The following is a 22,511-nucleotide window of genomic DNA, read 5'->3' as shown; positions in this document are numbered from 1 at the left end:
GCCGCAGGCTCGTTCACCCCCGGCCGGCCTCCTCCTCCGGGCGAGGACCGGCGATGAACACCACCCGGAACTTACCGATCTGCACCTCGTCACCATTGCTCAACGTGGCCGCCTCGACCCGTTCCCGGTTCACGTAGGTGCCGTTCAGGCTCCCCACGTCCCGCACCGTGAACGTCCCCGAATCCCGATGGAACTCAGCATGCCGCCGCGACACCGTCACATCGTCCAGGAAGATGTCACTGTCCGGATGCCGGCCACTCGTCGTCACATCATGGTCCAACAGGAACCGGGCACCCGCATTCGGACCCCGACGAACCACCAGCAGCGCCATCCCCGGCGGCAACGAGCCGGACATCCGACTCGGCACCACATCGGTGTCCGGACCCTCCAGCACTTCGTCCAGCGAACCGAGATTGAGCGTCGAAGTGACGTCGAGCGGGGGGAACTCGTCGCCTGGGCGCGTCATGGGACCACCTCACGGATCAGTTCGGTCAGCATCAGGATAACGGCGGGTATGGCCGCCGGGCAGATCACACACCCGGCGGCTGGCTCCCCGTGCCCAGGAAGGCAATCACCCAACACTCAACCATTTGGGGTTCTCGGTCGACTGGGCGAGCCTAGCCAGCGCCGAAATGCAGGGCAACCGGACGCGCGGCAAACATCACCCACGCCCGGCACGACACCAATCAGCTCTCGGTGAGCTCACGGTACGCGTCAGCGGTCAACAAACCATCCACCGCCGCCGGATCCGCCGGCACGATCTCCACCAACCAACCCGCACCGTACGGATCCGAGTTGATCACCTCAGGAGAGTCACCCAACGCCTCGTTACGCGCCGACACCGTCCCGCTCACCGGCGCGTAGAGCTCCGACACACTCTTGGTCGACTCGATCTCACCCAACGACTCACCGGCCTCCACCACCACACCGGAGTCCGGCAACTGCACGAACACGATGTCACCCAACGCATCCTGCGCGAACTGGGTGATACCGACCCGGACGGTGCCACCCTCGGCACCCACCACCCACTCGTGCTCGGCGGTGTAACGCAGATCCTCAGGAATCACCAGCGCGTCCCTCATCCATCGGTGCACCGGGACCACCCGGCGCGGCCGCGCCGGCCTCAGGAGACCGGACGGGCGTGTTCCAGCTTCAACGGCGCGTGCAGCGCCGAAACCTCGGCAACCTCACGATCCTCGACGCTCACGTTACCGCCGTCACCGCGAACCGATGCGGCCACCCCGCCCGGAATGTTCAACGCGGTACGCATCGTCTCCGGATCACCGATCACCGTGATCGTGAACGGACCCGTCAACGTCCGCCCGTCCACCACCAACGCATCCCCCGACCCGTCCAGGAAGTACGTCGAGGCGATGATTCGCACCGTCGCCCGATCCCCACCCGAGATCTGCATCGCCTCCGCACCCGCACCCCGCAACTCCTGCACCGCATCCAACACCCGGTCCGCCCGGATCGGCTTGCCACCCGGCTCGAACCGCACCGCCAACCCCGGCCCCCGCGCCGGCAACGTACCCGCCAGGATGCCCATCTCGTCGGCCCGCTTCGTCGCCTCCTCCAACGCCGCCTGCCGACCCTGCTCCCCCGACCGCAACTGCCGCTGGCTGTCCTCCAGGCCCTCGATGTCCTGCTGCAGACGCTTCTCCCGGGAATCCAGATCCGAGAAGATCCGCACCAGGTCCTCCTGCCGGGTCGCCGCCAGGGTCGGATCCGTCGACGTGGTCTTCAACTGCACCACCAACGTGAACCCCAACAACGCCAGCAACGCCGCGATCATCACCCCCGCCGACGACACCTTCCGACCCGGCATCCGCGACGACGCCGACTCCACGGGCTCCGCCGCCGACGACACCGGCCCGGACTCCACCGGCCGCGCCCCGGACGACGCCACCTGCGCCAGGTTCACCGTCTCGCCGCCGTCGTCACCGGACCCCGGGCCACCCTCGTCCGGCACCAGCGAACTCACCTCGTCCGCATCCGGCGCGTCCGGACGCGGATCCGGGCCAACCGCCGGACGACCCGCCTCCGGCTGCGGCCACCCGGTACCCGTCTCCCGATGCTCGTCGCTCACGTCACCAACCTACGCCCGGAACAGGTGCCGGCGGATCGCCGCCACATTGCCGAAGATCCGCACCCCCAACACGACCACCACACCCGTGGACAACTGACCCCCCACCCCCAACTGGTCACCCAGATACACGATCAACCCGGCCACCAGCACGTTCGAGATGAACGACACCACGAACTGCTTGTCGTCGAAGATCCGGTCCAACTTCGCCCGCACCCCACCGAACACGGCGTCGAGCGCGGCCACCACCGCGATCGGCAGGTACGGCTGCAACGCCGCAGGCACCGTCGGATCAAGATAGATCCCCAGCACCACACCGGCGAGCAACGCCAGCACCGCGATCATCGGACACCTCCGGAAGGGCGGGAAGACGAACCCGGACCGGACGACCCGGCACCGGACGAACGAACAGCACCCGAACCCGTCGACGACGGACTCGGACTCACCGACGGCCGCGCGTAGCGTAGCCGCGGCTCCGGAGCGGACGGCAGCGTGAGGTCGTCCGCCCGGCGCACCTCGAACGACAACCCCGTGTCCCGGGCCACCCGACGCATCAGATACGCCGAACGGCTGTCGTCGAACCGGTCCCGCAACGCCTTCGGCCCGATCGCCGAAACCTCGTACGGGCTGGTCACCGGACGGAAGTCCACCAGGATCGCCGCGCCCGCCGACCGGATCGTCGACGTCGCCGTCAACCGCTGACCGTTGATCGCGATCGCCTCCGCACCCGCGGCCCACAGATCGTTGGCGACCTTCTGCAGATCCGAGTAGATCACCCGGGACGGTCCGGCCCCCGAGTCACCGCCCACCGCCCCGTCGTCCTGCGACGGCGCGTCGGCCAACCGCACCACCACCCCGTCACCACGCACCCGACCGAGACCGGTCCCCGCCTCCAGGTTGCGCAACCGGGCCGCCTGCGAACCACTCAACGCCGCGTCGCGCTGCCGACCGACCTCCTCCCGCAACCGCGCCGCCCGCACGGTCATCGCGTCGGTCTCCGCCTCCCGCTGCTTGATCTGCGCGATCAACGCGGCCCGCGCCTGACTGCGACTCGGCTCGTCGGCCATCGTCTCCCGGTAGGCCACCGCGAACAGGAAACCCACCGCGACGACCACCACGATCGCCACCACCCGCGCCGAGCCACCCCGCCAACCGGCCGTCGGCGGCGCCTCCCGCCGACGGGCCGCCGCGTCGGCGTAGCCCGGATCCAACGGATTCTGGAACAGCTCGGTGAGGAAGTCCGGGGTGAACAACCGGACCGGGGGCTTCGGCCCGTCCTGTGGCGCGCTCACGCGGCAGCTCCCCCGGGACCCGACCGTGCCCCCCGGACCAGCTGGGTCGCCTGCATCACGTACATCGCCCCGGCCACCCAGTACAGCACCAGCCCCCACCAGGCCGCCCCCCAGCCGATCGCCCCGACGGTCGTCGCCGTCACCGACGTGGTCACCGACGCGACGAGCAGCAGCGGGAAGGCGGCCAGCAGCAGGAAGGTGGCGGTCTTGCCGACGTAGTGCACCGGCGGCGGGCCGTAGCCGTAGCGGCGCAGCACCGCCAGTGAACCGAGCAGCAGCAGCTCCCGGGCCAGCAGCGCCGCGGTGAACTGCCACGGCACCACCTCCCGGGCGGTGAAGGCGAGCAGGGTGGCGAGGATGTAGAGCCGGTCGGCGAGCGGGTCGAGCAGCTCGCCCAGCCGGCTGACCTGCCCGAGCCGGCGCGCGATCCACCCGTCCACCCAGTCGGAGGTGCCGCCGAGGGCGAGCACCACGATCGCCGCGACGTCCGCCTCCACGACCAGGAACAGCCACAGAAACAGGGGTACGCCGAGCAACCGGACGAAGCTGATCAGGTTCGGCAGGGTCATCACCCGGTCTGCCCCACCCGGTGCACCCGGATGCTCTGCCCGAGCCGGCCGACGTGACACCGAACCTCCCTCCGCAGCACGATCCGCGGCACCCCGCACGGGTGCCGCGATCAGTCGTGCGCTACCGGGCCGGCGGGTGCCGGCGTCTCGGTGATCCCGGCCGGGACCTCCCCCTGATGCGGCCCGCGGTGGTCGACACCCCGGGCCGGCAGCCACTATATCGGGCTCGTTGTGGCCTTTCGGTACGACGCGTTCCCTGTCGGCGACGTGGTCTGTCGTGTGTTGCGTCACCACCGCTAAGGCATCCTAGGATAATAGGGGAACGCGGTCCGCCCTCAGGCGGTACGCACGGCCGTGTCGGTCTGGGGCGGCGTGCCCGAGGCAGCCGCCTGACCGAAGGCCACCAGCGCCAACAGCAGTTCGTGCTGGGCCCGCGCCGGCATCCGGTCCAGCACCGCCTGCACCGCCCGGTGCCGGCGCTCCCGGACCTCGGCCAACAGGGTGACCGCCGCGGCGGTCAGGACCAGCCGCACCTCCCGCCGGTCCCGGGGGTCCGGGGTGCGACGCAGCAGGCCGGTGGCCTCCAGCCGGTCACAGAGGCGGCTGGCCGACGACGGCACCACGTCCAGCAGCTCGGCCAACCCGTTGACGTTCGTCTCCGGCCGCTCCCTGATCAACGCCAGCACCCGCAGCTGGGTCGGCGGGACCGCCACCTGGTGACGGGAAGTGGCCGAGTCGAGCACACCGACGAGCGCCTCGGCGGCGGCATCGATCGCCGCAGCAAGATCCGGAGGTCGATCCACCCGCTGTCCCCTGCGATTCTCCGCTGTCGTGTGTCGCTGACGACCGATCACCGAGCGCGCCACCCGCCCGGACCGCACCAGTCCAGGCACACGACGACGGCGTCGTCACGGAGATCAGTGTCGGCATGATATGCGAACAGCTCGCGCATCACCGTACCGACCGCCTCCGTCGCCGGTTGCAGCCGCGTCGACCGCATCGACCGGGCCATGGCCCGCTCACCGTATGCCTCCTGGCCGCCCGGCTGCGCGTCGTACACGCCGTCGCTGACCACGAAGAGCCGGTCACCGGGCAGCAGGTCGAACTCCTGGACCGTGTAGCGGGTCTCGGCGAACATGCCCAACGGCAGCTGCGGCTCCAGGGTGATCCGTTCGATGGCGCTCCCCCGCAGCCGCAGCACCCGCGGCGAACCGGCGTCGACCGCCCGCGCGCGACCGGTGGCGGTGTCCACCGACAGCAGCAACGTCGCCACGTGCCGCTGCCCGCGATGCTGGTAGAACAGGGTGTCCGAAGCCAGTTCGGCCTGCTCCACCAGACCACCGCCCGAGCGTCTCGCGTTGCGGATGGCGTTGACCGTGAGCGCGGTGAGCATCGCGGCGGCCAACCCGGTCCCGGCCCCGTTGAGGACGGTGAGGGTGAGCCGCCCCGGGTCGACCGACCAGTCGAAGTGGTCGCCACCCACCGAGTACGCCGGTTCGAGCTGCCCGGCCAGCAGGAACGCCTCGTTGGTGACGCTGCGCCCAGGCAACAGCTCCCACTGCATCTCGGCGGCCATGCTCAGCCGCTCCCGACGCCGCGTACGCCGGTAGCGGTCGGTCTCCCGGTCGGCGGCCCGCAACGTGGTGGCCAGGTCGACGGCCAGGTCGGCGATCAGGTCCACGGTCGGGTGGTCCGGACCACCGGCCAGCTCGACCAGGAACACCCCCAGGCGTTCCCCCCACGCGGTCAGCGGCGCCCACACCCGCAAGGGCCCGCCGTCGTGCGGGTCGAGCACCGGTCGCTGGCCGCTGAAGCAGCGTTGCGCCGCGCCCTGGCCGCTGAGGGACCCGGCGGACAGCTCCGGGTCGAGCACCGACCACAGCCCACTGATCCGGTAGTCGGCCAGGAACACGTCGACCCGCACCGCGTCGAGGGCGGACCGGAGGGCCCGGTCGACGGCCTCCACCACCTGGTCGGGTGGAGCCTCACGTAGCGCACGCGACATCGCTGCGAGCGCATCCGACATGATCGTCCCTCCGAGATTCTTGCTACAGGGCAAGCATCATACGGAGCGATCGGCCCCGTTCCGACCGGGGTCACCACGGCTGGGACCGCCCCCCGCACCGCCGCACCGCAACCGACGACACCCTCCTTCGACCCGACCCGACCCGACCGACGCCGACAGCCGTACCGGCCGGGTCGGGGTCGGCGGTTTCCGCCCCGCCGACCCCCGCCCGGCCGTGATACTGGCGCGGGCGGGAGGTGCGCGGGGTGAACTCGGCGAACGGCGCGGCGGTCGTGGTGGGCGTGGACGGCTCGGAGTCGGCGCTACGCGCCGTCCGGCTGGCCGCGACCGAGGCGGTGCGGGGGCACCGGCCACTGCGGGTGGTGCACGGCTTCATCTGGCCGCTGCTGCGGGTGCCGATCGACCCGCTCGCCGGCAACCCACCCGGCGGCGGGTTGCGCCAGCAGGCACAGAACCTGGTGGAGGCGGCCGTGGCCGAAGCCCGCACGGCGCAGCCCGGCGTCCGGGTGACCGGAGAGATCATCGACGGTGAGGCCTCGGCGGTGCTGCTCGGCGAGACACCCGGCGCGGCGGTCATCGTGCTGGGTGACCGGGGCCTCGGCGGATTCACCGCGCTGCTGGTCGGTTCGGTGGCGATCCAGGTCGCCACGCACGCCGACTGTCCGGTCCTGGTCGCCCGGGGCGAGGAACACCCCGACGGCCCGGTGGTCGTGGGGGTCGACGGCTCGCCGGCCTCCCGCGCCGCCGTGGACTTCGCCGCCGCGCAGGCGTCCGCCCGGGGCGTCCGACTGCGGGCCCTGCACGCCTACACCCACCCGGCCTCCACCCGCCCCGGCGACATCCAACCCCTGGTGTACGACGAGTCCCGGCTGCGCGACGAGGAGGACGACGTGCTCGCCGGGTGCCTCGTCGGGCTCGCCGGACGACACCCCGACGTGCCCGTCGACCGGGAGCCCGTACACGCCCGGCCGGTCGCCGCGCTCACCGAGGCGTCCCGCCGGGCGCAGCTGGTGGTGGTCGGCGGTCGGGGTCACGGCGAGCTGGGCGGCCTGCTGCTCGGCTCGGTCAGCCACCGGGTGCTGCACCACAGCGCCTGCCCGGTCGCCGTGGTCCGCACCCCGACCTGACGGCACCGCCGGGCACACCCGGCCCGGCGCGTGACCAGACTGCGGAACGTGGGCGACACGCCACAGAGGAGTGCCGATCCGATCACGGCCCTTCCGCAGCGCACCGGGCCCGGTCCGGGCGGGTGGAACCGGGCCCGGTGACGGCAGCTCACCGGCACCCGCACGGGCCCCGCCGTCGGGGTGGTCAGCCCCGGTCGCTGTCGTCGTCGGCGGTCTGCGCGCCCGGACCGTACGGGGACGCCTGGCCACGGGGCGTCGGGCGACCCCGGTCACCGCGCGAGGTGCCCCGGTTGGCGGGGTGTCCGGTCGCGGGAGGCCCCGCGCTGTCCTGCACGGTCGGGTTGTTCCCGTTGCGGCGCATCTCAGGCTGCTGCACGTTCGTCACGGCTGTCTCCTTCCCGGGTGGGGGCACGGTGTTCCGCGCCCGGCAGCGGTTACCCGCCACCGGGAGCCGCATGCGGGCCCCGGCAGGTCGACCCCGGGGGGCCAGGGGTGAGCTGCGGCAGGACGGGTAGTACCGGGTGATGGGGGACGATCGACGGCTGGCCCGGACGCTGCTGGACCGGCAGAGCCGCACCTACGCCGAGGAGGCCGGCATCACGCTTGCCGACCGGCCCGGCCCGCTCTACCAACTGCTGGTGCTCACCACGTTGCTGAGCACCCGGATCCGGGCCCAGGTGGCGGTGGCCGCCGCCCGGGAACTGTTCGCCGCCGGGTGGCGTACCCCGCAGGCGATGGAGGCGGCACCATGGCAGGACCGGGTGGACGCGTTGGGTCGCGGCCACTACCGCCGCTACGACGAGCGGACCGCCACGATGCTCGGCACCGCGGCCCGCCTGTGCCTGGACCGCTGGCACGGTGACCTGCGGCGGATGCACCGGGAGGCCGGGGGCGAACCGGCGGCGCTGCGACGGCGGCTGACCGAGTTTCCCGGCATCGGCCCGACCGGGGCGGACATCTTCCTGCGGGAGGCGCAGACGGTCTGGCCGGACGTGCGTCCGTACGCCGACCGGCGCACCCTGGCCGGCGCGAAACGACTCGGCCTACCGGCCGACCCGCACGGGTTGGCCGGGCTGGTCGCCGAACCGGACTTCGGCCGGCTGGCGTCGGCGCTGGTCCGGGTGGCCCTCGGGGAGGAGTCGGCCGGTGAGGTGACCCGCACCGCCGCCGCGACCCGCTGACCGGTCGCCCCCGCCGCGATCCCGTCGCCGCCGCAGACGTTGATCGCGCTGGACGAGCCGGGTGGCGCACGGGGCCACCGGAGCAGCAGTCAGTCGACCGGTTTGTTGCCCGCCGGCTTGGTCAGGTACCACACCAGCACGGCGGCGAGCAGGGCCAACAGCACCACCCCGCCGGAGACCCCACCGCCGTCCTCGGTGGAGCTCCGCCCGGTCACCCCGAAGTAGATCACCGCGAGGCCGGCGACCACCGCCAGAAACGTCCGCATTCCTCGGTCCTTCACGCCCCGCACGGTACGAGCACCCGCCCTGCCGGGCCGGGCGATCAGACCCGGTTCCCCCTTCCGGGCGACGCCGACGGACCGGGCGGGTCCACCGCGCCGACCGCCGGGGCGGGATGGGTCCGCCCGGTCAGTCGGTCTCCAGGTCGTCCAGGGAGATGGCGTGGGTCATCAACCAGCGGGCCAACGCGGCCATGCCGAACAACCACAGCGGCGCACTCTCGGTGGGGCCGTTGGTGGCGAAGATGGCGAACCGCAGGTCCGGGGCCCGGTACGCCTCGATCCGCCAGCGATGGTTCCGGTCCCGCCAGACCGCCGAAGGGTCCATGGGCGTCACGGTAGGCGACCCGGAGCCACCCGGAGGGCGGTTCGCCGGTGTGCCCGGTCCGGCCGGCCGGCGGGGGCAGGTTCAGCGCCACCGTCGGGTCAGGGCCACCGCCCGGCACCGGGGTCGACGGGGAACGCCGCCGGCTGCGACCCGCGCCGGCTGCCGGCGGGCCCGGCCCACCGGTCAACCCGTCCCGGTCACCTCGCGGGCGTCGTCAGGCAACCGGCGGGTCACCCCACGGCGGTCCAGCAGCTCCAGCAGCGGCACCGCCACCCGACGGGTGGTGTCCAGGGCCTGCCGGGCGGCGCTGAGGGTGAACGGCTGCGGCAGCCGGGCGAGGACCCGCACCGCCTCGTCGGCCGCGTCGGGCAGCAGCACCACGTTGTCCGCCAGCCGTAGCAACGCACCGGCCCGCACGGCCGCACCGACCTCCCGGGGGCCGAGGCCCAGCGCGGCCAGCCGGTCGGCCTGCGGCGCGCGGAACGGGTGGGTGGCGTACTCGCTGCGGACCCGGTCGACCGCGCGGGCCACCGGCTCGGGTAGGCCGCCGGACGCCCCGGTGCCGATCCGGCCGGCCCGCAGCGTCAACGGCGGCCGGACCAACGCCTCCACCAGGGCCCGGTCGGGTAGGCCGAGGCGCTGCCGCAGCGCCTCCACCGGGGCGCCCGCCTCCAACGGGTGCGCGGCCACCCAGGCGGTCACCTCCTCGACCAGTCGTCCGCCCAGCCACCGCCAGTGCCCGGGGTCGGCCAGCCAGTCCCCGGCGACCGGGGCGACTGCGCCGGTGACTCCCATCCGGGTCAGCTCACCGGCCCGGACGAGCCGGCGGCGGCGCAGCTCCCCCGCCAGGTCGGGCTGCCCGTCCAGGTCGGTGAGGACGGTCGCGCGGGCGGCGGCGGCACCGCGTCGGCTCAACGGTGGCGGTGCCACGTCCAGCACGGTCACGCCACCGCAGACGTGGTGCCGCCCCGGATCGCGCAGCACCGCACGGTCCCCGATCAGCAGCGGCAACGGACGGGCCAGCCGCAACCGCACGGTGTCCGCGCCGAGCGGACGGACCCGCGCCGGCACCGCCGCCGACCCGACGTGCAGGGTCAGCGTGACCGGCAGGTCACCGGCCGGGTCGCCGGCCAACCGCACGTCGAGCAGGTCGGTCCGGTGGAACTCACCGGGGGTGAGCAGGGCGTCGCCCCGGCCGAGCCGGTCCCGGGGCACCCCGCGCAGGTTGACCGCCACCCGGGACACCGCGGCGACCCGAGACGCGGCCGTCCCGAGCCGGTGCAGGCCCCGGACCCGGACCGGTTCGCCGGTGGTGGCGAGCGCCACCTGGTCACCGACGTGCAGCTCACCACCGCCGAGGGTGCCGGTGACCACCGTGCCGCTGCCCCGGATGGTGAACGCCCGGTCGATCCACAGCCGCACCGGCCCGTCGGTGCGCGGCGGGGGCAGCCGGGCCACCAGCCGGCCCAGGGCGGCGCGCAGCTCGGGCAGGCCGACACCGGTGACGGCGCTGACCGCCACCGACTCGACCGCGCCCAGCGACGTCGCGGCGAGCCGCGCACGGGCCTGCGCCGCCGCCGGTCCCGGGTCGGCCAGGTCCGCCCGGGTCACCACCAGCAGCCCGTGGGACACCCCGAGGGCGTGCAGGGCGGCCAGGTGCTCGGCCGACTGCGGCATCCAGCCCTCGTCGGCGGCGACCACGACCAACGCCGCCGGCACCGGTCCCACCCCGGCGAGCATGTTCGGTACGAACCGCTCGTGCCCGGGCACGTCGACGAACGCGACCGTGTCACCGGTGGGCAGGGCGGTCCAGGCGAAGCCGAGGTCGATGGTCATCCCCCGGCGGCGTTCCTCGGCCCACCGGTCCGGTTCCATCCCGGTCAACGCCCGGACCAGGGTGGACTTGCCGTGGTCGACGTGCCCGGCGGTCGCGACGACGTGCATCTCAGTCGGCCACCCGCAGCACCACGTCGCGCACCGTGTCGTCGGCGTCGGCGGGTACGCAGCGCAGGTCCAGCAGCAGCCGGCCCCGGACCACCCGGCCCAGCACCGGCGGGTCGCCCTGCCGCAGGGCGGCGGCGTACCGCTCGGGCAGGCTCAGCGCCCACGAGTCCAGCTCGACGCCCGGGGCGCCGCCCCCACCGACGACGGCGACGCTGGGCACCACCTCGGCTTTGTGTCCCTCGGCACCGAGGGCGTCGCGCAGCCGTTCGCAGCGGTCCCGCAGCACGGTTGGGTCGGCGTGCAGGGCGGCCCGGGTGGGGGTGGTCGGCCCGTGCAGGGTGGCCGCCAACGCGGCGAGGGTCAGCTTGTCCACCCGCAGCGCCCGGGCCAGCGGATGGCGACGCAACCGGTCGACCAGGTCGGCGTCGCCGAGCAGCAGCCCGGCCTGCGGGCCGCCGAGGAGCTTGTCGCCGCTGGCGGTGACCAGGTGCGCCCCGGCGCGCAGGGTGCCCGCCGCGTCCGGCTCGGCGGGTAGCAACGGGTCGGCGGTGAGCAGGCCGGAACCGATGTCGGCCACCACCGGCACGCCGAGGGTGGCCAGGTCACCGACACCGACGGCCGAGGTGAACCCGGTGACCACGAAATTGGACGGGTGCACCTTGAGCACGAAACCCGTGTCCGGGCCGACCGCCCGGGCGTAGTCGTCGCGGGTGGTGCGGTTGGTCGTGCCGACCTCGCGCAGGCGGGCACCGGTGCTGGCCAGCAGGTCGGGCAGGCGGAACCCGTCGCCGATCTCCACCAGTTCACCCCGGCTGACCACGATCTCCCGGCCGGCGGCCAACGCGGTCGCGGCGAGCACCAGGGCCGCCGCGCCGTTGTTGACCACGTGCACGGCGGCGGCGTCGGGCACCGCCGCGGCCAGCGCGGCGAGTGCGTCGCGGCCCCGGCGGGCCCGCCGACCGGTGCCGAGGTCCAGTTCCACGTCGGTGCAGCCGGCGGCGGCGACCAGCGCGTCGACGGCGGCCGGGGACAGGGGGGCCCGCCCGAGGTTGGTGTGCAGCACCACCCCGGTGGCGTTGAGCACCGCCCGGGGCCCGGGGGCGGGCAGGTCGGTGAGGACGGCGTCGCGTACCTCGTCGGGGGTGATCTCACCGTGGCGGGCCCGCTGCTGGGCGCGGGCGACGGCGACCTTCACCCGGGCCCGGCCGAGGGTGGCCACCGCGGCGGCCACCGCCGGATCGGCCAACAGCACGTCGGTACGCGGCACCCGCCGTCGCGGATCGACCGCCGCCTCGCCCATGCGTGTCAGCTCCCCCGGTGGTTGGCGGAGACGGACGGGAATCGAACCCGCCTGGCCCGGATCCCGGACCACACCAGCTTTGAAGGCTGGGAGGGGCACCAGCCGCCTGAACGCCTCCGCCCCCGAGTCAACCACAGCGCCACCCCGACGGCGCGGTGAGGTGTCAGACCTGCTCCGACCGGCGACGGATCCGTTCCCGCTGCGGCAGGACCGTGTACTTCGGGTCCCGCGCCGAGGCCACCCCGCCGTGGAAGATGCCGAACCGGGTGGCCACCGAAGCGGCCAGCAGCGCGGTGCCGGACAACGCGGACACCACCCGGCTGCGCCGGCCGGCCAGCGCCCCGACCACCCCGGCGGCGGTGAGCAGGCGACCCGCGCGCAGCAGCCGACCCGACCTACCCAGCCGGTAGGGCTCACTGAGCAGACCCAGCCGGGTTTCCACCGAGTGCGCACCCCACAGTTCCAGGGCGGCCCCGGCCACCGCCATCCGGCGGGCCGGCCCGGCCTGGGCACAGGGCGCGGCGAGCAATCCCACACCGGCGCCGCTGGCCAGCGCGCTGCCCGCGAAGATGGTCGGCAGCTCCGGGTACGCCTCGTGCCAGGACGGCACCGCCGTCCCGGCCAGCAGCACCCCGGTGTACGTGGCCAGCGCGGGCGCGACGGCGGCGGCGGCCAGCCCGGCGACCTGCCCGGCCGGCGGCAGCAGTCGACGGGCCAGTCCGGACACCCCGCCCCCGGGCAGCAGCCGGGCGCCCTCGGCGACGGCGGCGAGCCCGGCGGCCGGGCCGTACGCGGTGAGGATCCAGGTGCCCACCGACATCGGCGAGGTCGGTTTCGCCACCCGCAGCATGTGGTGGAACCGGGCCGGCCGGCCCAGGTCGTTGACCAGGAAGTACGCGCTGGCGGTGACCGCGCCCAACGCGGTGACCCGGCCGGCCCGCCGCAACGCCGGCCGGCCGGTGAGCTGCCCCCCGGCGGCCAGCAACGACGACCCGGCGGCCAGCCCACCGGTGAACAGGTAAGCGGCGATGTCCCACCGCCACACCGGGGCCTTGAGGATCGGCCGGCCGTAGTAGGAGGTGAACTCCGCCTCCGGGACGCGCAGCTCCTCGCCGCCGCGCCCACCCCGGCCACGCCGCCGCGCCACCGGCGGCACGTCCCGGGGCGGCACCGGCGCGTCGGCCGAACCCGGGGCGCCGGCCGGGTGCGCACCCTCGGCCGGTCCGGCACCGACCTTCGGGCCGTGGCCGAGCCGTACCGAGGAGCGCTGCGGCCGGAACACACCGTCGGCGGCGAGCCGGGCGCGGAAGCCCCGGAACCGCTCCCCCACCGGAATCCGGCCGGCGGTCACGACGACCCTCCGACGAACGCGGCGACGGCCGCCGCCGTCATGGCCAACGCGGCGAGCCCCGCCCGCCGCCACATCCGGGGCAGGTCCCGGGTGGTGACCACCGGGTCCGGGGGCAGGCCGTACACCTCGGGCTCGTCGAGGAGCAGGAAGAACGCGCCGTCGCCACCGACGCCGTCGGTCGGGTCGTGACCGTACAGCCGGGCCTCCGGGACGCCCCGGTCGTGCAGCGTGGCGACCCGCTGCGCGGCCCGCTCCCGCAGCTCGTCGAGGGGGCCGTACTGGATGGACTCGGTCGGGCAGGCCTGGGCGCAGGCCGGGGTCATCCCCGCGCCGAGCCGGTCGTAGCACAGCGTGCACTTCCACGCCCGGCCGTCGCCCTTACGCTGGTCGATCACCCCGTAGGGGCAGGCGGAGATGCAGTAACCGCAGCCGTTGCAGATGTCCTCCTGCACCACCACCGTGCCGAACTCGGTGCGGAACAGCGACCCGGTGGGGCAGACGTCCAGGCAGGCGGCGTGGGTGCAGTGCTTGCAGACGTCCGACATCATCAGCCAGCGGAAGTCGGTGCGGGTCTCCACACCGGTGTCCCGGCCGGGTGGCGCGGCCCCGGGCATGCCGAGAAACCGGGTGCCCGTGCCGCCGGCGCCACCCGCCGACGCACCGACGGTGCCACCCGGCGCGGTGGCCATCCGGGCGGCGGCGTCGGCGTCGCCCGGGGGTACGCCCGGTTCGGTGCCGCTGGTGCCGGTCGTGCCGGCGGCGACCGCCGCCGACGTCGCGCCGGCCGAAGCACCGGTCGGGTTCCCGGCGAACGGGGCGGTGCGGTGCCCGGCCGGCACCGGCTGCTCGACGAAGGCCACGTGCCGCCAGGAGTTCGCGGTCAACGCGCCGGTGTTGTCGTACGACATGCCGAGCAGGTCGAAGCCGGACTCGGGGACGGCGTTCCACTCCTTGCAGGCCACCTCGCATGCCTTGCAGCCGATGCAGACGCTGGTGTCGGTGAAGAACCCCATCCGGGGGCCGGCAGCCGTCCAGCCCGCGTCCGGGGCCGGATCGAGCGGGCCGTAGAGGCTGTTGCCGTCAGGCATGGTCGGCGCCCTTCTCCCGTGGCCCGTCGTCGCTGCGACCCGCCGGCCGCAGCACCGGGGTCGTCACCGTCGGCGGGCGTTCCCCGGGCACGATCCCGGCCCGTCGACGGTAGTCCTCGACCAGGTCCCGCAACACCGGGCCGGTCGGTCGCCGGCCCGGCCGGACGTCGCAGGTGCCGACCTTGCTCTCCTGGATGAGCACGTTCGGGTCCAGGGTGATGCCGAACAGGTCGTTGGCCGAGTCGCCGGTGACCAGCCCCTCGTAGCCGAAGTGGTACGGCAGCCAGAGCTGGTGGATGATCCGACCGTCCACCCGCAGCGGGGTGAGCCGGTCGGTGACCAGCACCTTCGCCTCGATCACCGCCCGGCCGCTGATCAGGTGCGCCCAGCCGAGGTGGGTCAGCCCCGTCTCGGCGGCCAACTCCGGGGACACCTCCACGAACATCTCCGGTTGCAGCTCCGCCAGTGGACGCACCGTACGGCTCATCGCCCCGGCGGTGTGGTGCTCGGTGAGCCGGCTGACCGTGAACACGTACGGGAAGACCTGGCTGTGTTCCTGCGGTGGGCTCGGGTTCACCGAGTTCACCGGGTGGGCGTACACCTTGCGGGTCGGGTTGGCCTGCTGGCCGTAGAGCGGGTTGCGCAGCGGCGACTCCGCCGGCTCGTAGTGCGTCGGCAGCGGACCGTCGAGCACCCCGCTCGGCGCGTACAGCCAACCCTTGCCGTCGGCCTGCATGATGAACGGATCGTCGCCGGCCAGCGCCGCCGGGCCGGACGCCCCCTGCGGCGGCCGGTACGTCGGCGGTTTCGTCCGCTCGAAGTCCGGCACGTCGTGACCGGTCCACTCGCCGGCCTGCGGGTCCCACCAGACGTACTTCTTGCGCTCGCTCCACGGGCGGCCCTGCGGGTCGGCCGACGCCCGGTTGTAGAGGATGCGCCGGTTCGCCGGCCACGCCCAGCCCCACTCGGCGGCGACCCAGTCCTGTTCGTGCCGGGACCGGCGGCGGGCGGCCTGGTTGACCCCGTCGGCGTAGACGCCGGAGTAGATCCAGCAGCCCACGGCGGTGCTGCCGTCGTCCTTCGCCTCGGTGAACGAGGACAGTGGACGGCCGGTGGACACGTCGTACCCGTTGATCTCGCGCAGCACCGCCTCGGCGCTCGGCTCGTCGTGCGGGCCGTCGGTGGGGTAGTCCCAGGCCAGGTCGAGCAGGGCGCGGTCGCGGCGGTGGGGGGAACCGGCCAGCCGCTCCCGCAGCCGCCGCCCCAGGTGGTAGAAGAACCACAGCTCGGAGCGGGCGTCGCCCGGTGGCTCGACGGCCTTCTCCCGCCACTGCAACAGCCGCTGGGTCTGGGTGAAGGTGCCCTCCTTCTCCACGTGCGAGGCCGCCGGCAGGAAGAACACCTCGGTGCGGCACTCGGTCGGGACGATCTCGCCGGTGGCCACCTCGGGGCCGTTCTTCCAGAACGTGGCGCTCTCGATCATGAACAGGTCGCGGACCACCAGCCAGTCCAGGTTGGCCATGCCGAGCCGCTGCGCCCGCCCGTGCGCCGAGCCGACAGCCGGGTTCTGGCCGAGCAGGAAGTACCCCTTGATCTTGCCGTCGATCATGTTGAGCACCTGCTGGTAGGTGCCGTGGTCGCCGGTCATCCGGGGCAGGTGGTCATAGCAGAAGTCGTTGTCCGGGGTCGCCGCGTCCCCCCAGTACGCCTTCAACAGGCTCGCCGCGTACGCTCGCGCGTCGCCCCAGAAACCCTTCTGCCCGGGGTGGCGGATGCTGTCCACCCAGTCGTCGAACGTCGGGTGGTCGGCGTGGTGCGGCATCGGCAGGTAACCGGGCAGCAGGTTGAACAGCGTCGGGATGTCCGTGGAGCCCTGGATGCTGGCGTGCCCGCGCAACGCCAGGATGCCGCCGCCCGGCCGGCCCATGTTGCCCAGCAGCAACTGGATGATCGCCCCGGTGCGGATGTACTGCACACCGACGCTGTGCTGGGTCCAGCCCACCGAGTAGACCAGCGCGCCGGTGCGGTCCCGGCCCGAGTTCTCCGTCCAGGCCCGCGCCAGCTCCAGGAACTTGTCCCGGGGGATGCCGCAGACCCGCTCCACCATCTCCGGGGTGTAGCGGGCGAAGTGCCGGCGCAGGATCTGGTAGACGCAACGTGGATGTTGCAGGGTCTCGTCCCGCTGGGTCTGCCCGTGCACCTGCGCGCCGTGCGACTCGTGCCGCAGGCCGGCCGCGTTGTCGCGTTCCTTGGCGGTGTGCCCGTTGCCGGAGTCCCCCTCGTGCCCGGCGTACTGCCAGCTGGTCTCCACGTAGCTGTCGGTGTTCGGGTCGTAGCCGGAGAACAGGCCGTCGCCGTCCTCGGTGTCGGCGAACTGCTCGCTGACGATCGTCGCCGCGTTCGTGTACGCCAGCACGTACTCCCGGAAGTCCAGCTCGTTGTCCAGGATGTAGCGCACCACGCCGCCGAGCAGGGCGATGTCGGTGCCCGCCCGGATCGGCAGGTAGGTGTCGGCGACCGCGCTGGTGCGGGTGAACCGGGGATCGACGTGGAAGACCTTCGCACCGCGCCGTTTGGCCTCCATGACCCACTGGAAGCCCACCGGATGGGCCTCGGCCATGTTCGAGCCCTGGATGACGATGACGTCAGCGTTGGCGAGGTCCTGTTGGAAGTCCGTCGCGCCACCGCGACCGAAGCTGGCCCCCAGACCGGGGACGGTGGCGGAGTGTCAAATGCGGGCCTGGTTCTCGATCTGGAGCGCCCCCATCGCGGTGAACAGCTTCTTGATGAGGTAGTTCTCCTCGTTGTCCAGCGTCGCCCCACCCAGGCTGGAGATGCCCAGCGTGCGGTGCAACGGCCGGCCGTCGCTGTCGACGTCCTCCCAGGTCTGCTCGCGGGCGGCGAGGATCCGGTCGGTGATCATGTCGAGCGCGGTGTCGAGGTCGAGGTCCTCCCACTCGGTGGAATACGGTCGCCGGTAGCGGACCGTGGTCTGCCGCAGCGGGCTGGTGACCAGGCTCCTGCTGGCCGAGCCCTTCGGGCAGAGCCGCCCCCGGGAGATCGGGCTGTCCGGGTCGCCCTCGATCTGGGTGACCCGGTCGTCGGAGACGTACACCCGCTGCCCGCAGCCGACCGCGCAGTACGGGCAGACCGAGCGGGCCACCCGGTCGGCGGTCTCGGTGCGGGCGGTCAGCCCGGCAGAGCGGTCCGACTGCGCCGCCGCGCCCCGGCCGAGCGGGTCGGTGCCGGTGAGCTGGCGGTAGACCGGCCAGCCCGCGATGAAGGTACGCAGACCCACTGCGCTCCTCCCTCCCCGGCATGAACCGACCCTCTGAACATAGGCCAGCGCGGCGGAGGATGCGACCCGGTGCGGGGATCTCCACGCACCGATACGGCGCTGCCCCCGACCGGACCGGTCGGGGGCAGCGCCGTATCGCGATGGCGGAGCGCCGATGTGCATGTCGCCTCTCGGCGCGTGGCGCAACGCGGCTCCAGCCGAACGGAACTCCGCGACGGCAATTCAGGTGAGGCCCGGGGACACTGGACACACCGACGCTCCTGCCGCCAGCTTACCCCGCCGGGCCCTTCCGCGCGCCCGTCGCGGGCACCGGCGGCGGCGGTTCGTCGGAAGCCACGTACCTGAGCTGGTCGAACCGGCGTTACCCTGACACCATGCAGGCCACCCTGGCGACCGCCCCCCACCTGGCCCGGCCGGGCCGACCGGTGGTGGTGGCGCGCACCCTGGCGGAGCTGACCGGCCCCACCGGCGGGGTGGTGGAGCTGCCGGTCCGGCTGATGTGGAGCAGCGAACGCACCTTCGACCTGGCCGAACCGGACGATCTGCTCTGGTTGTACGAGAACGTGCTGCGGGAGACCACCCGCGCCGACGACCTGCGGGCGCTGATCGACGGGCGCACCCTGCGCCGGGTGTGGCGGCGGCTCAACCTGCCCCGGGGGGTACGGGCGGCCTGGGAGAGCCGACACCGGGGCCTGCGGACCGCGTGACCCACCTGCACGACTTCTACCGGGAGGTCGCCCGGGTCGCGCTCACCGCGGCCGGGCCGCACCGGTTCGTGCTCGGCGGCGGGGTGGCCTGGGCGGCGCACGGTCTGGTCACCCGGCCCACCGAGGACGTCGACCTGTTCGCCGACGTGGAGGGGGCGGCCGCCGCGGCGGCGGCGGAGGTGTGCGCCGCGTTGGAACAGGCCGGGTACACGGTCGCGCCGGCCGACCCGGACAGCGACCTCGGTGACCTGTTCGAGGGCTTCGACCGGGACATCCGGGACTTCGTCGTCGGCCGGGACGACCGGCGGATCCGGCTCAGCCTGGCCCGGCTCGACCGGTACCGCTCACCGGTGGTGATGGACCTCGGCCCGGTGATGGACCTGCGCGACCTGATCGCCAACAAGACCGCCGCCCTGGTCAACCGCCGGGAGGCCCGCGACTACATCGACGTCGCCGCCGCGCTGGCGCAGTACCCGGTCGACGAGCTGTTGGCGCTGGCCCGGCAGGTGGACCCGGCGCTGGTCGACGAGGACGTCCGGGCCGCCGGCCGCTACCTGGACCGGCTGCCGGACCGCCGGCTCGCCCGCTACGGCCTGGACCCGGCGCAGATCGCGCAGGTCCGCCGCCGGATGGCCGGCTGGCCCCGCTGAGCGTCCGCCGCCGGCCCGTGCCACGGGGCGCGGGCCGGCGGTCGGCAGGCCGGGCCGGGTGCGCGCGGGTGGGCAGCTCACCTGGTGAAGCGGCCGCCGGTGACGCCGAGGATCTCCCCGGTGACGTAGCTGGATTCCTGGGAGGCGAAGAAGACGTACGCCGGGGCCAACTCGGCGGGTTGCCCGGCCCGGCCCAGCGGGGTGTCGGTGCCGAACTTCTCCACCTTCGCAGGTGGCATGGTCGCCGGGATCAGCGGCGTCCAGATCGGGCCCGGGGCGACCGCGTTGACCCGGATGCCCCGGTCGGCGAGCTGCGCCGCGAGACCCTTGGTGAAGTTCGCGATGCCCGCCTTGGTGGTGGCGTAGTCCAGCAGCGGCGGCGACGGGTCGAACGCCTGGATCGAGGTGGTGTTGATGATCGTCGCGCCCTCCTTCAGGTGCGGCACGGCGCTGCGGCAGAGCCAGAACATGGCGTACAGGTTGGTCTTCATCACCCGGTCGAACTGCGCGGTGCTGATCGACGTGATGCCGTCGTCCTGGGCCATCTGGTAGGCCGCGTTGTTGACCAGGATGTCCAACCCGCCGAGGTCGGTGACGGTCCGGTCGACCAGGTCGCGGCAGTGCTGCTCGTCGGTCAGGTCGGTGCGCACCGCCACGCCCCGCCGGCCGGCCTCCTCGATCAGCCGCACCGTCTCCCGGGCGTCGGCGTCCTCCTCCTCGTCGAGGTAGGAGACGACGACGTCGGCGCCCTCCCGGGCGAAGGCGATCGCCACCGCCCGACCGATACCCGAGTCGCCGCCGGTGATCAGGGCCCGCTTGCCCGTCAACCGGTCGCTGCCCCGGTACGACGTCTCCCCGTGGTCGGGCGCCGGGCCCATCCGGTCGGTCCGGCCGGGAGCCGACTGCTGCTGGGCCGGCTGACCATCCTGGTGGCCGTACTGCTCGGTGGGGTCCTGCGGGGTGTACTGGTCCTGGCTCACCGTGCCGCTCCCTGCCTGGTTTGGTCCGTTCTGGGTCCCTGGCTGACCTACCCCGACCGGTACGCCGGAAACAACAGTCGGACCCGACGGTGGAACCGGATGTGACAGGGAGATGGCCGGTGGGGTCGGTGTGGTGAAACACCCCCGACCACTGTGGCGGGAGCGACGGCTGCTCGTTATGGTGCGCAGCGGCGCCCCACGAGGCGCGTCCACCCCCGATGGAAGGCATTTTTCATGACCTCCTCCTCCGGCGCGTCGCGCCGCCAGGTGCTGGCCGTCGCCGCCGCCGCGGCGACCGCCCCGCTGATCGCCGGCGGGCCCGCCCAGGCGGCCCAGCGGCAGGGCCCGCAGGGTGCGAAGACCTGGGACCTGACCGTCCTGGGCACCTCGGACACCCACGGCAACGTCTACAACTGGGACTACTACCGCGACGCCGAGTTCGACGACAGCAAGCACAACGACGTCGGCATCGCCAAGCTCGCCACCCTGGTCAACCAGATCCGCGCCGAGCGGCGGGGCCGGGCCACCCTGGTCCTCGACGCCGGCGACACCATCCAGGGCACCCCGCTGGCCACGTACTACGCCAAGCAGGAGCCGATCACCGTCACCGGCGCGACGCACCCGATGGCCCGCGCGATGAACATCCTGCGGTACGACGCCGTGACGCTGGGCAACCACGAGTTCAACTACGGGCTGCCGCTGCTGGCGACCTGGATCGACCAGCTGGGCTTCCCGGCGCTGGCCGCGAACGCGGTGAACGCCCGCACCGGCAAGCCGGCGTTCCGGCCGTTCGTGCTCAAGCGGGTGCGGCCCGGTGGGCCCGGGACGCCGACGCTGACCGTGGGCATCCTCGGCCTGACCAACCCCGGCGTGGCCATCTGGGACAAGGGCAACGTGGAGGGCAAACTGCTCTTCCCGGGCATGGTGGAGACCGCCGCGAAGTGGGTGCCGGTCATGCGGCAGCGGGGTGCCGACCTGGTCATCGTCTCCGCCCACGGTGGCGACAGCGGCACCTCCAGCTACGGCCCGGAGCTGCCCAACGAGAACCCGGTGGCGCTGATCGCCCAGCAGGTCCCCGGCATCGACGCGATCCTGTTCGGCCACGCCCACAACGAGGTGGTGGAGAAGTTCGTCACGAACACCGCCACCGGGGCGCAGGTGCTCACCGCCGAACCCTCCAAATGGGGCCAGCGGCTGACCCGGATGGACTTCACCCTGACCCGGGAGCGGGGCCGCTGGAAGGTCGTCGGCAAGGGCGCCACCATGCTCAACACCAACACCGTGGTCGAGGACCCCAAGGTGCTCGCCGCCGTGCGGGGCCAGCACGCCAAGACGGTCGGCTACGTCAACACGGTGGTCGCCCGGTCCACGCAGGAACTGTCCGCCGCCGAGTCACGCTACCGGGACACCCCGATTCTGGACTTCATCAACCACGTCCAGACCGAGGTGGTCACCGCCGCGCTCACCGGTGGCCCGTACGCGGCGCTGCCGGTGCTGTCGATCGCCGCGCCGTTCAGCCGCACCGCCGTCTTCCCGCAGGGTGACGTGCGGATCCGTGACGTCGCCGGGCTGTACGTCTACGACAACACCCTGGAGGCGGTGGTGCTCACCGGCGCCGAGGTGAAGGCGTACCTGGAGTTCTCGGCGAAGTACTTCACCACGCTGCCGGTCGGCGCACCGGTCGACCCGGCGACGATCAGCGACCCGGCCGTGCCGGACTACAACTACGACGTGATCTCCGGGCTGGACTACGACGTCGACGTCTCCCGGCCGGTCGGTCAGCGGATCACCCGGCTGGTGCTGCCCGGCACCGACACCCCGGTCGCCGCCGACGCGCAGTTCGTCGTCGCGGTGAACAACTACCGGCGCAGCGGCGGCGGGAACTTCCCCGGCATCGTGAAAACCCAGGTCTACAACGCGCAGCAGGAGATCCGTCAGCTGCTCATCGACTGGGCGCAGGCCCGGGGCACCATCGACCCGGCCGACTTCTTCGTGCCGAACTGGCGGCTGGTCCGGGCCGGCGTGCCGGTGTTCTGAGCCACCCCGGCCGGCGACTGCCACACCCGACGGGTCCCGGGGTGCCACCCCGGGGCCCGTCGCGCCGTTCAGCCGCCCGAACGCAGGTCCTGCTCGTGCCGGCCGGGGGTCGGGTCGGGCTGGTAGCGGGGCGGCTCGGTCTCGGTCGACGTCGTCCGGTCCTCGGGTCGGACCGGCGGCGGCAACTCGCCGAAGCGCATGTGCCGCAGCAACGCGTGCTGCTCGTCGGTGAACGGTTCGCTCATGACGCTCAGTGTGCACCCGGCATC

At 73.3% G+C, this 22,511-nt stretch carries 23 protein-coding genes and 1 tRNA gene; 5 read left to right on the top strand and 19 right to left on the bottom strand.

What is annotated here, in order from left to right:
- Window positions 1-13 precede the first annotated feature (13 nt).
- From AB0C22_RS04120 to AB0C22_RS04085, 8 genes are all read right to left on the bottom strand, one after another.
- Window positions 14-466 carry an FHA domain-containing protein gene (locus tag AB0C22_RS04120; RefSeq protein WP_067311506.1) on the bottom strand — a complete coding sequence of 151 codons (453 nt, stop codon included), beginning with the start codon at window positions 464-466 and terminating at the stop codon, window positions 14-16.
- A 220-nt stretch (window positions 467-686) separates the two neighbouring features.
- Window positions 687-1,067 carry a glycine cleavage system protein GcvH gene (gene gcvH / locus AB0C22_RS04115; RefSeq protein ID WP_208565904.1) on the bottom strand — a complete coding sequence of 127 codons (381 nt, stop codon included), beginning with the start codon at window positions 1,065-1,067 and terminating at the stop codon, window positions 687-689.
- 56 nt (window positions 1,068-1,123) lie between these two features.
- Window positions 1,124-2,089, bottom strand: a complete 966-nt coding sequence (locus AB0C22_RS04110; RefSeq protein ID WP_357533417.1) for a DUF881 domain-containing protein — start codon at window positions 2,087-2,089, stop codon at window positions 1,124-1,126.
- 9 nt (window positions 2,090-2,098) lie between these two features.
- Entirely contained in the window at window positions 2,099-2,431 is a 333-nt protein-coding gene (locus AB0C22_RS04105; protein WP_067311500.1) for a small basic family protein, read from the bottom strand.
- The gene (locus tag AB0C22_RS04100; RefSeq protein WP_357533415.1) at window positions 2,428-3,378 is read right to left on the bottom strand and encodes a DUF881 domain-containing protein; all 951 of its coding nucleotides are present in this window, start codon (window positions 3,376-3,378) and stop codon (window positions 2,428-2,430) included. Before AB0C22_RS04100 ends, AB0C22_RS04105 begins: the two co-directional genes overlap by 4 nt.
- The gene (locus tag AB0C22_RS04095) at window positions 3,375-4,007 is read right to left on the bottom strand and encodes a CDP-alcohol phosphatidyltransferase family protein (protein WP_357533413.1); all 633 of its coding nucleotides are present in this window, start codon (window positions 4,005-4,007) and stop codon (window positions 3,375-3,377) included. Before AB0C22_RS04095 ends, AB0C22_RS04100 begins: the two co-directional genes overlap by 4 nt.
- Before the next feature lie 275 nt (window positions 4,008-4,282).
- On the bottom strand, window positions 4,283-4,750 hold the full coding sequence (locus AB0C22_RS04090; RefSeq protein ID WP_208565900.1) for a MarR family transcriptional regulator: 468 nt from the start codon (window positions 4,748-4,750) through the stop codon (window positions 4,283-4,285).
- A gap of 47 nt (window positions 4,751-4,797) precedes the next feature.
- The gene (locus AB0C22_RS04085) at window positions 4,798-5,973 is read right to left on the bottom strand and encodes a PP2C family protein-serine/threonine phosphatase (protein ID WP_219462071.1); all 1,176 of its coding nucleotides are present in this window, start codon (window positions 5,971-5,973) and stop codon (window positions 4,798-4,800) included.
- Between the two features lie 245 nt (window positions 5,974-6,218).
- Between AB0C22_RS04085 and AB0C22_RS04080 the strand changes: the two genes are divergently transcribed.
- A complete protein-coding gene (locus AB0C22_RS04080) occupies window positions 6,219-7,100 on the top strand; it encodes a universal stress protein (RefSeq protein WP_219462072.1) in 882 nt (293 codons plus the stop codon).
- Window positions 7,101-7,284: 184 nt separating this feature from the next.
- Here the strand turns inward: AB0C22_RS04080 and AB0C22_RS04075 are convergent, their stop codons facing one another.
- Window positions 7,285-7,485 (bottom strand): hypothetical protein, encoded by a 201-nt coding sequence (locus tag AB0C22_RS04075; RefSeq protein ID WP_208565897.1) that lies wholly within the window; start codon window positions 7,483-7,485, stop codon window positions 7,285-7,287.
- A gap of 139 nt (window positions 7,486-7,624) precedes the next feature.
- Here AB0C22_RS04075 and AB0C22_RS04070 point away from each other — a divergent pair, with 139 nt between their 5' ends.
- Entirely contained in the window at window positions 7,625-8,281 is a 657-nt protein-coding gene (locus AB0C22_RS04070; protein ID WP_357533410.1) for a hypothetical protein, read from the top strand.
- Between the two features lie 89 nt (window positions 8,282-8,370).
- Here the strand turns inward: AB0C22_RS04070 and AB0C22_RS04065 are convergent, their stop codons facing one another.
- From AB0C22_RS04065 to fdh, 8 genes are all read right to left on the bottom strand, one after another.
- Window positions 8,371-8,547 (bottom strand): amidophosphoribosyltransferase, encoded by a 177-nt coding sequence (locus AB0C22_RS04065; RefSeq protein ID WP_208565895.1) that lies wholly within the window; start codon window positions 8,545-8,547, stop codon window positions 8,371-8,373.
- Between the two features lie 142 nt (window positions 8,548-8,689).
- Window positions 8,690-8,887, bottom strand: coding sequence for a hypothetical protein (locus tag AB0C22_RS04060; RefSeq protein WP_091240450.1), 198 nt, complete (start codon window positions 8,885-8,887; stop codon window positions 8,690-8,692).
- Window positions 8,888-9,070: 183 nt separating this feature from the next.
- Window positions 9,071-10,831: a selenocysteine-specific translation elongation factor gene (selB, locus tag AB0C22_RS04055; protein ID WP_219462074.1), complete on the bottom strand. Its 1,761-nt coding sequence runs from the start codon at window positions 10,829-10,831 to the stop codon at window positions 9,071-9,073.
- 1 nt (window position 10,832) lies between these two features.
- Window positions 10,833-12,131, bottom strand: a complete 1,299-nt coding sequence (gene selA / locus AB0C22_RS04050) for an L-seryl-tRNA(Sec) selenium transferase (RefSeq protein WP_357533408.1) — start codon at window positions 12,129-12,131, stop codon at window positions 10,833-10,835.
- A 22-nt stretch (window positions 12,132-12,153) separates the two neighbouring features.
- Window positions 12,154-12,249 (bottom strand) — tRNA-Sec (locus tag AB0C22_RS04045).
- 45 nt (window positions 12,250-12,294) lie between these two features.
- On the bottom strand, window positions 12,295-13,482 hold the full coding sequence (nrfD, locus tag AB0C22_RS04040) for an NrfD/PsrC family molybdoenzyme membrane anchor subunit (RefSeq protein ID WP_357533406.1): 1,188 nt from the start codon (window positions 13,480-13,482) through the stop codon (window positions 12,295-12,297).
- On the bottom strand, window positions 13,479-14,570 hold the full coding sequence (locus AB0C22_RS04035) for a 4Fe-4S dicluster domain-containing protein (RefSeq protein ID WP_357533405.1): 1,092 nt from the start codon (window positions 14,568-14,570) through the stop codon (window positions 13,479-13,481). The genes nrfD and AB0C22_RS04035 overlap by 4 nt, the downstream gene beginning before the upstream one ends.
- The gene (fdh, locus tag AB0C22_RS04030; RefSeq protein WP_357533403.1) at window positions 14,563-17,868 is read right to left on the bottom strand and encodes a formate dehydrogenase; all 3,306 of its coding nucleotides are present in this window, start codon (window positions 17,866-17,868) and stop codon (window positions 14,563-14,565) included. Before fdh ends, AB0C22_RS04035 begins: the two co-directional genes overlap by 8 nt.
- A gap of 374 nt (window positions 17,869-18,242) precedes the next feature.
- Here fdh and AB0C22_RS04025 point away from each other — a divergent pair, with 374 nt between their 5' ends.
- On the top strand, window positions 18,243-18,575 hold the full coding sequence (locus AB0C22_RS04025) for a hypothetical protein (protein WP_357533401.1): 333 nt from the start codon (window positions 18,243-18,245) through the stop codon (window positions 18,573-18,575).
- Window positions 18,572-19,225, top strand: coding sequence for a nucleotidyl transferase AbiEii/AbiGii toxin family protein (locus AB0C22_RS04020; RefSeq protein ID WP_208565889.1), 654 nt, complete (start codon window positions 18,572-18,574; stop codon window positions 19,223-19,225). The genes AB0C22_RS04025 and AB0C22_RS04020 overlap by 4 nt, the downstream gene beginning before the upstream one ends.
- A 77-nt stretch (window positions 19,226-19,302) precedes the next feature.
- Here the strand turns inward: AB0C22_RS04020 and AB0C22_RS04015 are convergent, their stop codons facing one another.
- A complete protein-coding gene (locus AB0C22_RS04015) occupies window positions 19,303-20,205 on the bottom strand; it encodes an SDR family oxidoreductase (RefSeq protein ID WP_308290746.1) in 903 nt (300 codons plus the stop codon).
- Between the two features lie 234 nt (window positions 20,206-20,439).
- On the opposite strand from AB0C22_RS04015, the gene AB0C22_RS04010 reads away from it, so the two are divergent.
- Window positions 20,440-22,242 (top strand): 5'-nucleotidase C-terminal domain-containing protein, encoded by a 1,803-nt coding sequence (locus AB0C22_RS04010; protein WP_219462082.1) that lies wholly within the window; start codon window positions 20,440-20,442, stop codon window positions 22,240-22,242.
- A 68-nt stretch (window positions 22,243-22,310) separates the two neighbouring features.
- On the opposite strand, the gene AB0C22_RS04005 is transcribed toward AB0C22_RS04010, so the two are convergent.
- Entirely contained in the window at window positions 22,311-22,487 is a 177-nt protein-coding gene (locus AB0C22_RS04005; RefSeq protein WP_219462084.1) for a hypothetical protein, read from the bottom strand.
- Window positions 22,488-22,511: the final 24 nt, after the last annotated feature.

This window comes from Micromonospora sp. NPDC048894, from assembly GCF_040649765.1.
GTDB lineage: Bacteria > Actinomycetota > Actinomycetes > Mycobacteriales > Micromonosporaceae > Micromonospora > Micromonospora antibiotica.
Note: the sequence above shows the minus strand (reverse complement) of the source record. Positions and strands in the feature narration are given on the sequence as shown.

Bases quoted from the DNA above. Each gene is read 5' to 3' on its own strand.
- AB0C22_RS04105 (WP_067311500.1), bottom strand. From the start codon at position 2,431: ATGATCGCGGTGCTGGCGTTGCTCGCCGGTGTGGTGCTGGGGATCTAT.
- AB0C22_RS04010 (WP_219462082.1), top strand. From the start codon at position 20,440: ATGACCTCCTCCTCCGGCGCGTCGCGCCGCCAGGTGCTGGCCGTCGCC.
- selA (WP_357533408.1), bottom strand. From the start codon at position 12,131: ATGGGCGAGGCGGCGGTCGATCCGCGACGGCGGGTGCCGCGTACCGAC.
- AB0C22_RS04120 (WP_067311506.1), bottom strand. From the start codon at position 466: ATGACGCGCCCAGGCGACGAGTTCCCCCCGCTCGACGTCACTTCGACG.
- AB0C22_RS04070 (WP_357533410.1), top strand. From the start codon at position 7,625: ATGGGGGACGATCGACGGCTGGCCCGGACGCTGCTGGACCGGCAGAGC.
- AB0C22_RS04035 (WP_357533405.1), bottom strand. From the start codon at position 14,570: ATGCCTGACGGCAACAGCCTCTACGGCCCGCTCGATCCGGCCCCGGAC.
- AB0C22_RS04085 (WP_219462071.1), bottom strand. From the start codon at position 5,973: ATGTCGGATGCGCTCGCAGCGATGTCGCGTGCGCTACGTGAGGCTCCA.
- AB0C22_RS04065 (WP_208565895.1), bottom strand. From the start codon at position 8,547: ATGCGGACGTTTCTGGCGGTGGTCGCCGGCCTCGCGGTGATCTACTTC.
- AB0C22_RS04060 (WP_091240450.1), bottom strand. From the start codon at position 8,887: ATGGACCCTTCGGCGGTCTGGCGGGACCGGAACCATCGCTGGCGGATC.
- AB0C22_RS04025 (WP_357533401.1), top strand. From the start codon at position 18,243: ATGCAGGCCACCCTGGCGACCGCCCCCCACCTGGCCCGGCCGGGCCGA.
- selB (WP_219462074.1), bottom strand. From the start codon at position 10,831: ATGCACGTCGTCGCGACCGCCGGGCACGTCGACCACGGCAAGTCCACC.
- AB0C22_RS04005 (WP_219462084.1), bottom strand. From the start codon at position 22,487: ATGAGCGAACCGTTCACCGACGAGCAGCACGCGTTGCTGCGGCACATG.